This window comes from Paenibacillus sp. LBL, from assembly GCF_029893715.1.
In the GTDB taxonomy this organism is placed as follows: Bacteria; Bacillota; Bacilli; order Paenibacillales; family Paenibacillaceae; genus Paenibacillus_AQ; species Paenibacillus_AQ glucanolyticus.
Map to the genome: position 1 here is coordinate 34,217 of NZ_JARXYU010000019.1, position 15,913 is coordinate 50,129.

The window sequence follows — 15,913 nt, forward strand, 5'->3', positions numbered from 1 at the left end:
GTATGCTGTTCCAATATGCGCGGCCTTGCTCCATCTACATCACCATTTCCAGCTAATTGTGAGGATCCATTTATGGCTCGTGAGGAGTTAGAGATAAGGGTCACAGATCAGATCATATATGTGTATCGCAAGTTTTTGATAGTTTCAGATAATTCCTGATTTCGCTGTTATATGATAATTTCCACGTTGTCTTCCGAGGTCAAGTCATCATATGCTATATAAAGGCCTATGCCTGCGGCGATTAGCACTAGAAGTGCCGCAATAAATGCTAATTGTTTAAGCGTAGCCGTATTCGAAGTTGCTTGCTGGTTTTTTTGATTTTTGCCCTGCGTTCCTTGGCCCATACTACATACCTCCCACTTCCCTGCCTTACCATAAATTATGATTCCAATATGAAAATGTTGTTAGGCAAACTACGCTTTTATAGTTTTCGTGACAAGAGTCCATGCACAGCTCCGGTATTTTGATCTGATTACACCCATCGCGGCCAAGTACAGACTGTAGCGGCTCCATTTCCCTTCACCGTCCTGAGGCGTCATGGACAGAAAGGGCTCTCTGCAGTTATTTGCTAATTCTATCTAGCTCTACTCCAAAAAACAAGACATGTCATAAGCAAGGCCAGCAAGAAACTGCTGATCTCCGGTACGACTAACTGCAATATAAATGCCAAGCCATCTCCATCCACCACCGTAATCATCGCCATAACCATCATGACGATAAAGATTGCTGCCCACACACACCAAAATGGTAAAATCGGATGCTGATATTTCCTTTTCTCAGGCATTACGTACAAATGGCGATGAATCCACCATACGATCAGACCCAAACCGAGGAGGGTGCTGCCATGCTGGCACAGCTTATACACCGGGATATGTATAGATCCCATTTGAATTGTTTGTGTAAGCAAGGGAATATGATTGACGAGCCATGCTCCCTTGTGCGTAAACTGATCCCACAGCAAATGTGTGGCAACACCTGTCATTCCCATGAGGAGAACGAGGAGCCAGCCTTTTAATGATATGGGCAGCTTCTCTTCCCTACTCCAGCGATATGGGAACCATGAAGGTAAATACACGTGTAGAACCGGTCTTATGACACATTCAAACAACAGATACAGCAGCACAATCATGGGCAGATTGAACAAAATAACGCCTAAGCCCTCGTGGCTCCATACCGAAGCCGCTCGAAACCGGATAAAATACTCGAAATCCGGTGCCATGCAGCCGATTACGAGAGCAGACACTGGCAGTGATTTTTTCCTCCACCAGGGCATGGTAATGATAGGATGAGCAAATGTAAAAGGCATGGCTTCTCCTAACTTCTTCATAATTTAAGCGAATACGTTCCTTACCTTTTAACGCTCCACACGCAAACAAAGTTGCTCTCCTGCATCTGCTTCCAACCTGTTGCCTACAACACAAATGCATGAAAAAAACGCCAAGTCTCTTCAGTCGAGGACTTGGCGTTTGATTTGATGAAATCTATCACGAGCCCAGCAGTTCGCGAGCCAGCAGCCGATATACCTCAAGCCGTTTCTCCTGCGAATGGGGAATGCTGCATATCATCGCTTCCTGGAATCCGTACTGGGCTTGTTCTTCCTGCAAGCGTACGGCGATGTCTTTAACCGCCCCAACCAGATGGATCTTGCGCCCTTCTGCGATGGCCATCCGGTCGATTTCCGTTAAGGATACCTCTTGAGCCTGCTCGGGTGTCAGCACTTGAGTAATTCTGCCTTTACTCATCATCAGGCGAAAGATATCCTGCGGTAACGCCTCATACTCGGCTTCTTCCTTCGTTTCAGCTGTAGTCACCATATAGGATACATTAATCTCCGGCTTGTCCATGAAGACAGAAGGCTGGTAGTTATCCCGGTAATGGTCCAATATCTCATTACTCATCGCACCGTTGAAGAATTGCGCGAAGGAATATCCCACTCCCATCTGCGCAGCTTTGAGTGCACTATTGCCGCTGGAGCCGAGCAGCCACACCTCGGGGAGTGCTACATCTGTTGGAGCCGCGAGATTCTTCGTATACAGCTCATCTTCCGGAATCTGGTCTTGAAGCAGCTGCATCGTAATACCGAGTTTGTCATACATGTTGTGCAGCATTAACTGGCGCCCTTCAGACAGTGCATACATGGCACTTGTATCGCCGCCGGGAGCCCGTCCGACGCCGAAATCAATTCTGCCCGGGGAAAAAGCACTTAGCGTTTTAAACACTTCCGCCAGCTTGAGCGGAGAATAATGCATCATCATCACGCCGCCGGTGCCGATTCGAATACGATTCGTTCTGGCGGCCAGCCGGGCTGCCGTCACTTCCGGTGCTGAACTGGCAAAGGTATTACCGCCATGGTGCTCTGCCATCCACATTCGGCTGTATCCCAGTTCATCGGCCAAGACAGCCAGTTCTTCTGCTTTATTCAAGGCACCCTCCGCTGTATTGCCACTTGTCACCGGAGCCTGATCCAATACGCTTAATCTCATGCTAATTCCATCCCCTTCTTCGGTTAGACGACCATTTTGTTGTTAATCCATTCCTCCAAAGCTGCCACTTTGTCCTTAAAGCGTTCACCACACATCTCCTCCGAAAGCGAAGCAATGGTCTCCCGCTTCAATACAGCTTTCCAGGAGGATTCAGCTTCTTCCATCAAATTCGTTAACAGGCAGCAGCTTTCTTCCTTTTCCAAATCCAGCATGTCCACCAGAATTCCGTGGGATGAATACAGCGACTGCTGTCCTTCCACCGCGAGGTAAACATCGTAAACACGAATATCTTCAGGCTTCTTCTTTAACCTGAAGCCACCTTTAATGCCAGGCACAGACGTAATAATGTCGGCTGTGACCAGCTTTCTTAACAGTTTTTGAAAATAGGTTGCCGATGCTCCAAGCTGTTGGCTAATCGCTTCTCCAGGCAGCACCGCTTTGTCGGGCAGCATGTTGAGCAGGACCAGAGCATACACCGACTGTTCCACCCCTGTTTTCATATGCATGAACAGCACCTCGATTTTAGGTAAGTAGCATGACTCAAATTGCAGTTTCTCAATTTATGCTTAAAACAGATAATCATTATCCACGTTATATATTATATCAGTTTCGCCCCAAAAGCAAAACCTCACTGAGCTCAAATGCAATGAATTCTGATAAAACAAAGAACAAGATGGCGTCACCAACGCCATCTTGTTCAGTTTCAACGTATTTCCCTCGCATAACTACTATAAGTAATGAGGGGGCCAATTGGTATGACCATTACATGACAAAAGGCATGACATTTGTATGATCCTTATATGACTTTTATATGACAGGAGTAACTGTTCCAAACGACGATCAAACCCTATACTCGTAGATATGCATGACAAAAAAAACACCACTTTCCATAGAAAGCGGTGTTCTTGAAGATCAAAAAAATGTCAATCAAAATCTCTAAGAGCATGTTTAAGCAGTGGAATGGCCTTGGTCCGATCATTCATGCCGATTTTCTCATAGATGACGCTAATGTAGTTCCGAACCGTTCCTTCCGTGATATATAACATATCGGCGATTTCCCGATTATTCTTATATTCCGTCATCAGCTTTGCAATCTGTAACTCTCGTGGTGTCAGATTATAATGTTGTGCCGGAAACTGAGGAGCTCCGGTTGTCCTTAACCGGGCTGCCAATTTTGCCGCCACCTTCGAGGGGAGCATCATCTCGCCGCGGACCGCCTCTTGGATCGAAGTAATGATTTTGTTGGAAGAGAAGTCCTTAAGTAAATATCCCGATGCTCCATTGGCAAGACACTCTATAATGAAATCCTCTTCTGTGAACGTCGTGAGGATCAGCACGATGGTTTCCGGATGTGACTGCTTAATCTGGCGTGTTGCCGCAATTCCGTTCATAACCGGCATTTCGATGTCCATTAACACAAGCTGAGGGCGCAGCTGCTCCACCAGCTCGCAGGCGGTCTGTCCATTGTCCGTGGTGGCAACAACATCCATGTCGGGCTCCAGATTGATAATCGTCTCCAGGCCCTCACGAACAATGGTTTGATCCTCTACAATAAGTATGGTTATGCTTGACATATCTGATCACTCCTTAAGCGTGGATCGGGGCATGGTGAGTACTAGCATACAGCCTGCTCCATCCTTCGTGCTGACCTGGAAGGTACCGCCCCTTCGCCGGGTAGTTTGGCGCATCATAGTCAAACCGAATCCAAGCCGTTCGGATTCGAAGGGAAGTCCATTATTCTCGAGTGTAAACCGAATGGATTCTTCGGTCTCTATTAATTCAAACCGGAAGATTGTACACTGCCCGTGACGTATTCCGTTGGTGATCCCCTCCTGCAGGGCATGGCGGATCAGCTTCTCAGCCTCCGGCTCGAGGCTGCCGTCCGAAACTTCAATTTTGTGCTCCACTGTAACTTCCGCATATTGCTGGGAGTCATTGATAATCTGCAGCAAGGAGTTCCGGAACGTTGCCGAGGCAGCCTCCTCCTCGGCAAGCATATGCACGGATTTCCGCATTTCATGAAGTCCTCTGCGGAGCAGGTCCGATGCATGCTTCAGTTTCTCTGTTGATTCCGGTGCGTTATGGGCAGACATTTTCAAACCGGCCTCCAGCTGAACAACGCTGGCTGTAAGAATATGTCCCACGTGATCGTGGATATCTCCAGCAATCCGATTCCGCTCTGCCAGAACGGAAACCTTCGACATAGCCCTGGCCCGTTCTTCCAAAGAATGCTCAAGCTCAATGGTTCTTGCCTCCACTTCGCGTTCCAGCGTTGCATTCCAGCGTGCCAGTTGGAGATGCAGCTCCAGACGGGCCAACAGCTCCTGCTTGGCAACGGGTTTGGCAAGATAATCATTGCCGCCGTGTTCGAAACCGGCAACGAGATCCGTCATTTGACTTTTTGCACTGAGGAACAGGATAGGCAATTCCCCCGAGTTGTAATGCTTGCGTATTTCTTCTCCTAGCTGAAGTCCGGATACATACGGCATCATGACATCCAGCAGCGCGATATCCGGTTTATATCCATTCTCGATCCACTCCAAGGCCTCTTGTCCGCTGCATGTCGACCTGTGTGAATACTTTCCGCCCAGGAACTGCAAGAGCACCTGGACATTAATCGGATCGTCATCCACGATAAGCACGGAGGGCAGCTGCATGTTAGAGTTCGCTGGCTCCCTCTCGGTCTGAACGATCTCCCAATGGGGGAATGACTCGGTCTGGATATAGTCTGTGACGGGTAGAGGAGATTCCTTCGGTTTTCCCTCACCAGTCAAGGGAAGTGTAAAGCTGAACGTTGATCCTTCACCAAGTCTGGACGTTACTCCAATGCTGCCATCATGCAGCTCGATTAACTTCTTAGTAATGGAGAGTCCAATCCCGGTACCGCCTTGCTGCGATCGATGCAAGGGATCAACCTGCTCGAAGGATTCAAAGATGCGGACCTGATCTGCTTCTGCGATCCCGATTCCGGTATCGCTTATCTGAACCGATACCTGTCCATACATTCTCCTCGCCGTGACAGTAACGGTTCCATTTTCCGTGTATGCAATCGCATTGCCGATTAAATTATGCAATATTTGCTGCAGCCTATTCTCGTCTGCCATCACGTAGATATCGTCCGGCAATTGGTGAGATAATAGGAGCCCTTTCTTCTGGGCCAATGGGTTCAGCACTTGAAGGGTCAGCTCTACGGACAGACGCAAGTTAACCGTCACGATGACCAAGCCAATCTCCTGATGCTTTAGCTTTGAGAAATCCAGTATATCGTTTACCAAATGCGCAAGCCGCTGACCGCTAACCTTCATTAGCCGCAACAGATCGACAACGGGGGATGGCAGCTTGCCGGAGCTCCCATCAATCAATGCATCCGCTAAACCGATAATGCCATGGAGCGGAGTACGCAGCTCATGCGAAGTTTTTGCCAGGAATTCATCCTTCAGCTTGTCCAGCGTTAACAATCGCTCCGATAAACGCTCCACCTGGGAAAATGCCCGGGAAAATTTCATGGACAACAATAATGCCTGCAAAAAGACAAACCCGAGTACGCCGAATTGCAGCAAAGCTGGTGTGGCCAGGACTCCATTGCGATTTAAGGTATCATTAACCGCTGTCAGGAAGATGAGACTGAACCCGAGTATGAGAAGGACAGCCCCTTCTTGTCTTTGTCTGGCTAGCCGAATGGATGCATAGACGGCATACAGGACAAGCCCTATGGAATAAATCTGAAACGGGATCAGTGAATAATCATACACCCGAATACGGGTTGTAAGCACCAGCACAGTTAAGCCCATCGTGAATAACTGCGTCAAACGCCATACCTTGCGGGACAGAAATTGAGGAAACAAGTGATAGATATATGAGATCAAAAAGAACTCGCCGACGTAAATCGTTAAATACGATGCTTTGGCAAACCATTCCCATGAGAACGCTGGGAATACTTCCAGTACAAATCTCGAGCCAACCAGCATCGTTCGAACTGCAATGCAAATACAGAACAACCCGAAGTACAGCGGAGTGACGTCGTTGCGCCTCAGCATGTAAAGGATTATATGATAAACGGCGATAACCAGCAGGGAGCCGATGACAAGACTGTCTCGTACAAGCTCCTTTGACTTCTCCAGTTGCAGTTGCTTGGCATCTCCAAGCTCAAAGGCGTTATTAATTCCTCCCTTGGGATACGTAAAATTGGCAACCTGTATCAGCAGTGTTAATCGTCCATCCAAGTCGGGCTGCACGGGTACGACTAAAGATGCACCGTACTTCGGAACGGTGGAATCAGGCGTTGATCCTGGTTTTCCGGCCGAAGCTGCCAGGGTATCGTTCACCCACAAGTTGTAAGAGGAATATGTATTACGCAGCTTGAGTGCAATGGACTGTTCTGAATCAAGTCCGTTAATCGTCAAACGATACGTTGCATATCCGTCGGCTGGAAGTTTCATTCCATTTAAGGTATAGTTCGTCCAATAATCGGGGACATTCACGTAGGCGCTGACTGAAGGAATCGTTCCCTGTTTCAGGTCAGCAGGCTCTAGCAGCTGATTCCAATAAAATGCCCACTTCCCGTTCAGCTCCAAACTCCCATCTGTGGCAAAATTCCATTCTATAAACTGTAACTCACCGTCCTTCACCGAAGTGGAGGACTCGGCTGCCGCAACCTTCGAATGGCAATCCACAGACAGGATCAGGTAAAAAAAATGAGTGCCGCCGCGTGTTTACGCCATTTCATGTGAGAATCGACGCTGCATCAATGTAAATTTCATCGCTTAATCTAGCATTTCCCAGCAGAGAAAGATGTCGCTTCGACGTAAAATCTTTGGGTTCGTAACTGTTAGGTGCCTTAGCTGAGGATAGCAGTTTTAATTGGATATAAGTTTCCGCCACCAGTTTACTGCAAAAAAAGTCGCGGAAGGAAGATGTAATGCCAAACTTGCCTTCGATGATTTCCCAATACATCTGTTTTTTATCCGGAAACACGGCATCATGCACCTGCTCGATAAAATGATCCAGCTGCTCATACATTTCAGGTGTTCGATCAGCATGCAGATGACGGATCGCAAACATCGTATCATAATGGTTACTAACATCCGTTGACAATCGATCCCGAAGCTTCACAATCTGAGGACCTGACTTTTTGACATGTAACCATGAATCCTCCAGATTATCGAGCGATGTGGATTCCCATAAGAGCACTTCATCGTTCGGCGCACGTACGACCATCGCAACATGTGACCATGGGCAGTGCTCCAGCTCTTCAATGCGCAAACTTCCCTTGGCTACACCGTGAGCGAGCAGAATATCTCCGGTCTGCAGCTGCGGCTCAATCTCGTTATAAGGCACAGTGGTTTGGTTCATATTATCCCCCTTGGCTGGTGATGATCACCATAAAATTTATCCTTCAGTTTAATACTAAACGCAACCCATAAATTGTCAATCACTGATATTGGTCTCTCGCATCCTATTTGTCCATTTCAGCATCCATTTTTACTAGATACAGGTAGATTTCACTTCGTATTGGGCAGCAGTCGATTCATCAGTGAATCTGCACAAAAAGGCCAGCCAGGATTATACTCCGTGGCAGGCCTGCTTCATGTATATAGTCTCGGTCAAACTCGCCTTACGATTCGCTGATTCGCGAGCCTCTGCTGCTAGACTTCCTCCCATACTCGTTTTAAAAAACCATTTTCCCCCACCCGGATCTTGATCGAACGTACGATAATAGAAATCCTTGGCATGGAATAGTTGCATAATGCGCTACAGGCCGTGTCGGCCCGTTCACGTAGCGTAGATCATCTGCTGCGCAGGTGAAATGTTCAGACCCAAGATCACATCAGGATAATCCTCGCTGGCAAGCACCAGATTGAGCTTTTTTGTGCTCTATCACAGATTAATGGAGGCTGCGGGCCAGCGATATTCGCAAAAGGTGAAAAGAAATGTTGATTTCATTCAAAATGACAATTTATACAAAGTGATAGACTAATTGTGAAATTTGGTTATGGTCTTCCCCATCCCTTATACTGGATAAGAAGCTAACATTTTCGAGAGGAGACCCTAATGTATGAGTGCGAACGAATCTCTGAAAAATGCGTTGTTTACTGAGGAATTCACCCAAAACCCTTATCCTGTTTACGAGAAATTAAGACAAAGCGAACCGATTCTGAATCTGAAGTTTCCTGATGGTCGCTATGGATGGCTGATCACCCGTTACGACGAGGCGGTTGCCGCGCTGAAGGAAGGCCGGTTTATAAAAGACATTACCAAAGCTTACGGAGCAGAACATAGCAGTGTATTCAGCACCAACATGCTGTTCGCCGATCCGCCGGATCACAAACGCCTCCGCGGACTGGTGCAGAAAGGCTTCACTCCCCAGAGAATTGCTGATATGCGGAGCCATATACAAGACATTGCCGATACCCTTCTGCATGAAGCCTCCGCTAAAGATACGATGAATCTCATTGATGAATATGCCTTTAAACTTCCTATTATTGTGATCAGCGAAATCCTTGGTGTACCTACGGAGGATCAGGACAAGTTCCGGGTATGGTCCAACTCCATCATCGGCGCTTCGAATCGGGAAACAAGCGAAGAGGTCGTTCAGCATATGCATGAATTTATCGCCTACTTGAAGGATTGGTTTGCCAAGGTTCGCGAGAATCCGGGCGATGATATGATCAGTCAGCTGGTCATGGCCGAGGATCAAGGGGATCGTTTATCTGAACAGGAGCTGTATAGCGTAGTCACGCTTATGATTATTGCCGGCCATGAAACAACGGTTAACCTGATCGGCAATGGCGTGCTTGCACTGCTGGAATATCCGGAGCAGCGCAAGCTGCTGCAGGAACAACCCGAACTCATTCATGGCGCTATTGAAGAAATGCTTCGTTATAACGGTCCAGTTGAATTCAGCACCTCACGCTGGGCCGCGGAGGATATGGAGTTTCACGGTGTTCAGATGAAAAAAGGCGATTTGGTCGTGGTTTCCCTGAACTCCGCAAACCGTGACGCAGGTCCATTTGAACATCCCGATCTCTTTAATATTACGCGGGAGAAGAGCCAGCATTTAGCTTTTGGCAAAGGGATACATCTATGCCTGGGGGCGCCGCTAGCCAGACTTGAAGGCGAAATTGCAATCAACACGCTGCTCCGACGCTATCCTCATTTTGAGCTTCAGGCTGGTGTGGATGAACTTAGATGGAGACCTGGCATGATCGTCCGGGGCGTGGAAGAAATACCGCTGGCCCTCCACCCTGAATCATGAGCAATCCTGGAATCATAGTCTTCAAATAACAAGAGGCGAATCCGCTAAACGGGATTCGCCTCTTACTTATAGAAAACAACACGGGATACCCGTATCGATTTCCACAACTAATTTAAGTGCATTTCACATATATACCATAATAAATATTATGTAAACTAATGTATAGGTCAGCAGCGGTTATTTACGGGACACAAACTGGCTGGCTCTGCGACATCAACCGATCAACGTTTACGCTTTTCCAGCGCGATGAAGGATCTTGAGCAGCAAGGCGTGACCTTTGTACCCGGTCGTGTAACTTCTCAGGATTTGAAATCCCGGCCGTCACCGATTCCGGTCGTGCCACGATTTTGTTTATTGAAGCTGTTCCAGATGGGATATTGGACACATTCAAGGAGATTAAAACTTCCGAAGCGTTCGAAGAACGTATGCGGATCACTGTCGAGGTCGAGGAATATTTTCCGGAAATCGCTGCTCGTAATCACTCCTGTTTCATTGTGGGCTCCTTGATGAACAGGCTTATCTTCAGACAGCGATCACTTCGATCATTCACCGCCCTTATGTCATGGAGAACCACACCCTTATTTTGGGATGCGGCGACAGTGTCTTTTTGACTGATCCGATTACAGGTCATGGCTGTAATACGGCATCCTATGCGGCTGAGCAAATCTATGAAACCCTTGTAACAAACAAGGAAGCCGCATGGGATGAAGCTGTTGGCGCAGCTTATTGGAACCGGGTAAAGGCCTAATCGTTGCGGTTACGGAATGGACCAACGCAATGACACAGCCGCTTCCCGAGCATATTGCAGGACTACTCATGAAGGCCGCCGCTGACCAACAGACGGCTGATGAAATCGCGGCCTGGTTCGAAGACCCCATCAAGGCAAGGGAAGCTTTCATTGGCAATTCCATTAATCCCCGCTGACAGGATTGTGCAGGCTGTCTTTTGTTTCCTCCGGCAATCGATTCGATATGCTAGGCACATTGCGCGGCTTGTATTCAATGAGCTCAGAGGAAAATATGGATACCGTCATTCTTCCGCCACTACCGTAGGCCCGAATTAGAATAGGCTGGTTATATGCATTCTCAAACACAAAGTCGGGTCCGCCCCAGCTGACCGTAGCATCCCGCCCCGGAAGCACATAGGGAACATTACGGCTGTGGGAGTACCGCTTGACGATTTGCAATCCAGCCCGGTCGATGGCATTGAACAGTGTGGAGGATACCTGACAGATTCCTCCCCCCACTCCCTCTGACAGTTCACCTCTTACAATAACGCCTGCACGCTTATAACCTCTGTCTATCGTTCGCATGCCCACAACCTCATTGAAGGAAAAGGTTTCGCCCGGAAATACGACGGCACTATCAATCGCTTTTGAAGCTAATGCAATATTATGGGAACGATTTTTATTGCTGGAATTAAAATAAGTGACATAGTAACCGATGGGTTTAACCCGGATTGCCGCAAGAAGCTCCGTGTCCACCTTGGGATAAGTCGGGTACCATGGAGCCTCGATGGAAGCAGAGCCGGTGCCGTACATATAAGCATAGTATTGCTCCAGCAGCTTACGACGGTTCAGCCGATGACCGTTCTGTCCGGGAACAATCTGTCCGCTGCTGCCAATGCGGGCATTCTGTGCTTCTAGATATGTTTTCCGATCAAGCATATCCACCCACTGCTCGTATTTATCCATGTCCAGCAGCGGGAACACGTCAAGCGCGTGTTCGCTACGACTTACACTGGTCATGACTTTTCCTTCTTGCATAATCGTTAAATTGTTGTTATCCGGTTCATTCTCTTGCAAGAGTAAGAACAATAGGCTTACAACCGACATCCATCTCAAACCAGCTCACCCGCTTTTTCTTTAGGTTATCCTCTGTCCGTGCTTGCTCGGTCTACTACTCCGTATATTTCTTCTCTATGGTATTATGATTGCTTAACAGACAATTCATGCAAAGCCTTATAAAATGCAAAAAGAAACCCGCACCATGAAAGGTCGGGTTTCTACACAAGGTACTTATAGTGCAACGTGAGTGTCTTTGCGGCGGGTGAGCGGCATGACCAGGAATAAAAACGAACTGATCGCCAGCAATTCTGCAATGCCGATTACCGTTCCCATCGGTGCCGCCGTTGTGCCGTCACCCAGTCCCACCAGGGGACTGGCCGCTGCACCTAACAACAAGGGCAGCAAACCAAGCAGTGCCGAGGCGCTCCCCGCTGTACGGGCTTCCTGCTTCTGCATCGCGAGCGATGTTGTCGTAGCACTTACCATACCGACGGCCGATACAATCAGGAACAGCATCGGTGCAATGAATAATAATCCTCCGCCAAGCCATGTGATGACGAATAACGAGGTCCCTCCAAATGCGGCAATCACAAGTCCTGTCATTAACAGTTTCGTTTCACCGGTGCGAGAAGCCAATCTGCCTGTTATCTGCGAGAACAAAACAATACCAATTCCATTCACGGCAAAAAACAGACTGTACATCTGAGGGGAAACACCGAATATATCCTGCAGAACGAACGGAGATCCCGAGATATAAGCAAACATTGCGGCGGATACAAACGCTTGAGACAGCGCATAGCCAACGAATACACGGTCCTGGATCAGTGTACCGAATGTGCGAAATGTCTGCTTAATGCCACCGGTTGCTCTTTTCTCCCGGTTCAGCGTCTCGGGAAGACCGAAGAGGACAGCAAGCAGCATCAACACACCGATCAGGAACAATACAACAAAAACCCCGCGCCATGAAACAAAGTTAAGGATAAATGCTCCGAACACAGGCGCAATAATGGGTGCCAAACCATTGATTAACATCAGCAAAGTGAAGAATTTGGTCAGTTCGGAACCGGTGTATAAATCCCGGACGACTGCTCTGGAGATAACAATGCCCGCCGCTCCGCTTGCTCCCTGTATGAAACGAAGTGCAACCAGGACCCATATGCTAGGCGCAAATGCACAGAGCAAGGAGGTCACCGAATAAATAATCAGTGAGACGATCAGCGGCCCTTTCCTCCCCCTTATGTCACTTAACGGTCCGGCTACCAATTGTCCGAGTGCAAGTCCGAGCAAGAATGCCGTCAGGCTGAGCTGAGCTAATGAGGCAGGTGAACCCAAACTTTCTGACAGCTTGGGAAGCGCCGGTAAATACATATCAACAGATAATGGCCCAAATGCTGAAAGTGATCCGAGAATCAGAGCAAACTGAAGCCTCTTTCTGCGCGTTAGTACCATCGTAGAGCTGGCTTCATTGGTGGAAATCGACATACGAACGGTTACTTCCTTTCCTGCAACACAACGATGCATATCATGATTAATCTCTTCTCTAAAACATCCGACTGCTAAATAACTATCCTATCATAGGATGTATTCCACGATATTGCTATCCATTTTTTCTAGGCCAACGGAATCCGCAAGGTAAATGTCGTACCCTTACCAAGCTCACTTTGTACGGTAATTCTCCCGCCATGATCCTCTACAATTTTCTGACACAGGGACAGTCCGAGACCCGTGCCCTCTTCTTTGGTTGTATAGAACGGATCGAAAATCTTTGCCAGATTTTCATCAGCAATCCCTTTACCTGTGTCCTCGACCCTTACCACTGCAAGCGCTTCTACTGCCTCTAGCGAGATACGAACCGTGCCGGTATGCTCCATCGCCTGAAATGAATTCCGGATCAAATTAATCAGCACCTGAATGATCTTGTCGCGGTCCATGACGATATGGATCGGATCATCGCTTAAATCGAGCGTAAAAAGATGTCCATGGGAAGCAGCTTCGGATTCACATAGGGAATAGACACGGGTCATACAATCCGTAAGCGACTCAACTTTCATGTTGCTGGCATGCGGCTTGGAAAAATGCAGAAACTCCGCTGTCAATTCCCCTACCCTCGTGATTTCGCCCATAATCACCTCATACCAGGGCTGTATGTTATAGCTTTGATTTTTCGAAAGTTGTATGAAGCCTTTAATCGAAGTGAGGGGATTCCGGATTTCATGAGCCATCCCGGCAGCCAGCTCTCCCACCATCTTCATCTTTTCCGTTCGAAGGATCTCCTCCTGGCTTCTCATCCAGGAATTGCGCCGCATCTGAAATATCCGGTCCTCCGCGGTGCTGAGCATCTCCTGATAGGTTAACGCTTCATGGGGATAACACGTAATGCTGTATGTCACCTGAACACCGATATGCTCAAAGTTAAACATGCTGCTCTCGATGTTTACATGCTCCGGGAGCAGTATAGCAAAGCGATCTCCTGCGTACCGGGAAGCTGCAAGCATATCGTTCAGGAACAGCTTGCGCAGTGCGCGCGAGAAACTGATAAGAATCTCATTGGCGGTCGATATATCTTTGGCATTCAATGATTTGAAGTTGTTGATATCCAGCAGCACCAATTGAAAAGGCTTGTTCAATTTAATTAAATGCTGAACTTTATGCAAATATCCATCATAATTGAGCAAACCCGTTAAAGGATCGTGATACGTCAGATAATCATTTTGCTTATATAACTTCTTCTTCTCCGAATCGAGAAAGTTCACGAAATGAAAAGAGATCACGATGACAAAAGACGCCAAGGTATCAAACACAGAGACCAATATATGATACTTCGTTAATGGCAAATAGGTCAGACGAATGACGGAATATTGAAGAATCATGAGAAAGCACAGCGACATCGAGTCTCTAAAATTCTCTTTCTTATGAATGAGATTAATAATAAATATGTAATACAAGAGAATGCACCAATTTAATTGGCTAACATAGTGAAAGGCTCCGAGGAAGAGAAATTGAACATTGCGGAGCGATTCATACTTTCGATCGAACACGACGGATAAGTACAATAGTGCTGCCAATAACAGCATCAAAGGGATGGATGATTGGTAATCCAGATAAACCGACGACACGATAATAAAGACCGATATCAAAGGAACAAATAGGAGCTTAAGGACAATAAACGGCAAAGCGAATCACTCCTAAATCGCTATATACTGGCGCAAAATGTAGAAATAACGGAGGCAAGTATCACCAAATATGGTACACCATAAGCAGACGTCTGAACAGCAGGAAAACACGACTTTCAGAAAAGCATGTGTAATTTTTTTCCTGAAAATGGTGTTATCCCTGCTTCCAAACCGTTATTCCTTTTAGAATTCCTCGTATCGTATCGTTATGAATTGATCCGTGGTCGGATTGAACACAACGATCGCATAAACGCCGAATTCACGGGTTCCCTTCTTCAACCAAAGCTTGAATTTCTCCTCCGCCAATTCGCTGGATTTCGTGGTTCTCCCCATATAGAGATAATCAATTACGTCCATATGATAATGGTCCTTCGTTTGATTTACTGCGAGATTCCCCCACTTCGCATAAGTCGGGTCTTTGCTATCAACGACATGAATTAGAGACTGCGCGATTTCTGTCAACTCCTGTTGACCGATTGCCGACGAGGCTTGATTGGCTGCCGTCAACAGATACTGCCAGTCGCCTTTTTCGAATGCCAATAGCTGGATTGAGTTGATGGGTCCCTTGTAGAACTTGGCCACGTTATGATCCGCAAGCTCCGTTTCATCAAACGACAGATAATTCAGTTGTTGTCGGTTCTTTCTTGGATACAGCTCGATTGTATACTCATTCTCCGGCTTGTGTTGATGTTGATAATGAATCTCCAAATGCTCGTCCAATCCTCCCTGTGTGTCATAGCAGCGACCATACTGATGCGTGAAAGATACGGATGGCAGCTGCGGAGGCAAAAGGATCTTCTTTCCGAAATGTACCTCACAAGTCCTCACGGCCTCTTCGACGAGCTGGGCGCCGGATTCAAGAATGGCCTGCTGGTAGTCATTAATCGAGGATTCTTCCATGCTCTGATGATCATCGGGACTTATCCCGAGCCATAATATCCCTGTCAAAAAAATGCTGTTCAGCATGTAACCCCTCCTGCTTGTCCTCAATATCAACCCTGTCTGAGCCTAAGGTTCCCGCTAAAGATGTTCCTATGCGCGATGTGGCATTCGTTGGATATTCGTTAGATATATTTTAAGAGGACTAGAACATCTTCTGTTAATTTTATGTTAATTTATCTAACATAAATATTGACTAACTTTCTATGAAGTGCTACATTTATCCAAAATAAACACCATTACGCAGCGTGTCAGTCTGCATTCACAATTATGTGTT

At 47.2% G+C, this 15,913-nt stretch carries 15 protein-coding genes; 4 read left to right on the top strand and 11 right to left on the bottom strand.

From position 1 onward, the window contains the following. Positions 1-167: 167 nt before the first annotated feature. From M2277_RS26850 to M2277_RS26880, 7 genes are all read right to left on the bottom strand, one after another. Positions 168-344 (bottom strand): hypothetical protein, encoded by a 177-nt coding sequence (locus M2277_RS26850; RefSeq protein ID WP_006210706.1) that lies wholly within the window; start codon positions 342-344, stop codon positions 168-170. Positions 345-574: 230 nt separating this feature from the next. After that, the gene (locus M2277_RS26855; RefSeq protein WP_280756059.1) at positions 575-1,306 is read right to left on the bottom strand and encodes a DUF4184 family protein; all 732 of its coding nucleotides are present in this window, start codon (positions 1,304-1,306) and stop codon (positions 575-577) included. 178 nt (positions 1,307-1,484) lie between these two features. Further along, a complete protein-coding gene (locus M2277_RS26860; protein WP_006210708.1) occupies positions 1,485-2,483 on the bottom strand; it encodes an LLM class flavin-dependent oxidoreductase in 999 nt (332 codons plus the stop codon). A 23-nt stretch (positions 2,484-2,506) separates the two neighbouring features. After that, positions 2,507-2,989, bottom strand: coding sequence for an Rrf2 family transcriptional regulator (locus M2277_RS26865; RefSeq protein ID WP_006210709.1), 483 nt, complete (start codon positions 2,987-2,989; stop codon positions 2,507-2,509). Between the two features lie 417 nt (positions 2,990-3,406). Then, positions 3,407-4,057, bottom strand: coding sequence for a response regulator transcription factor (locus M2277_RS26870; RefSeq protein WP_006210710.1), 651 nt, complete (start codon positions 4,055-4,057; stop codon positions 3,407-3,409). Between the two features lie 6 nt (positions 4,058-4,063). Beyond that, complete coding sequence (locus tag M2277_RS26875) at positions 4,064-7,156, bottom strand: ATP-binding protein (protein WP_280756060.1); 3,093 nt, start codon at positions 7,154-7,156, stop codon at positions 4,064-4,066. A gap of 49 nt (positions 7,157-7,205) precedes the next feature. Then, positions 7,206-7,835, bottom strand: coding sequence for a C40 family peptidase (locus tag M2277_RS26880; RefSeq protein WP_006210712.1), 630 nt, complete (start codon positions 7,833-7,835; stop codon positions 7,206-7,208). Between the two features lie 703 nt (positions 7,836-8,538). Here M2277_RS26880 and M2277_RS26885 point away from each other — a divergent pair. The 4 genes from M2277_RS26885 (at position 8,539) to M2277_RS26895 (ending at position 10,662) form a co-directional block, all read left to right on the top strand. Next, positions 8,539-9,738 carry a cytochrome P450 family protein gene (locus tag M2277_RS26885; protein WP_280756061.1) on the top strand — a complete coding sequence of 400 codons (1,200 nt, stop codon included), beginning with the start codon at positions 8,539-8,541 and terminating at the stop codon, positions 9,736-9,738. Between the two features lie 311 nt (positions 9,739-10,049). Further along, positions 10,050-10,349 carry a styrene monooxygenase/indole monooxygenase family protein gene (locus tag M2277_RS31800; RefSeq protein WP_481857793.1) on the top strand — a complete coding sequence of 100 codons (300 nt, stop codon included), beginning with the start codon at positions 10,050-10,052 and terminating at the stop codon, positions 10,347-10,349. Beyond that, positions 10,346-10,486, top strand: coding sequence for a hypothetical protein (locus M2277_RS26890; RefSeq protein WP_280756062.1), 141 nt, complete (start codon positions 10,346-10,348; stop codon positions 10,484-10,486). The genes M2277_RS31800 and M2277_RS26890 overlap by 4 nt, the downstream gene beginning before the upstream one ends. Continuing rightward, entirely contained in the window at positions 10,465-10,662 is a 198-nt protein-coding gene (locus M2277_RS26895) for a hypothetical protein (RefSeq protein ID WP_280756063.1), read from the top strand. Before M2277_RS26890 ends, M2277_RS26895 begins: the two co-directional genes overlap by 22 nt. Here M2277_RS26895 and M2277_RS26900 read toward each other — a convergent pair. The 4 genes from M2277_RS26900 to M2277_RS26915 form a co-directional block, all read right to left on the bottom strand. Continuing rightward, positions 10,649-11,572 (bottom strand): VanW family protein, encoded by a 924-nt coding sequence (locus M2277_RS26900; protein ID WP_036639174.1) that lies wholly within the window; start codon positions 11,570-11,572, stop codon positions 10,649-10,651. The genes M2277_RS26895 and M2277_RS26900 overlap by 14 nt on opposite strands. A 183-nt stretch (positions 11,573-11,755) precedes the next feature. After that, positions 11,756-13,006 carry a multidrug effflux MFS transporter gene (locus M2277_RS26905; protein WP_063479524.1) on the bottom strand — a complete coding sequence of 417 codons (1,251 nt, stop codon included), beginning with the start codon at positions 13,004-13,006 and terminating at the stop codon, positions 11,756-11,758. A 128-nt stretch (positions 13,007-13,134) separates the two neighbouring features. Then, the gene (locus M2277_RS26910; RefSeq protein ID WP_280756064.1) at positions 13,135-14,697 is read right to left on the bottom strand and encodes an ATP-binding protein; all 1,563 of its coding nucleotides are present in this window, start codon (positions 14,695-14,697) and stop codon (positions 13,135-13,137) included. A gap of 183 nt (positions 14,698-14,880) precedes the next feature. Next, positions 14,881-15,663 carry a DUF3889 domain-containing protein gene (locus tag M2277_RS26915; RefSeq protein WP_280756065.1) on the bottom strand — a complete coding sequence of 261 codons (783 nt, stop codon included), beginning with the start codon at positions 15,661-15,663 and terminating at the stop codon, positions 14,881-14,883. Positions 15,664-15,913 lie beyond the last annotated feature (250 nt).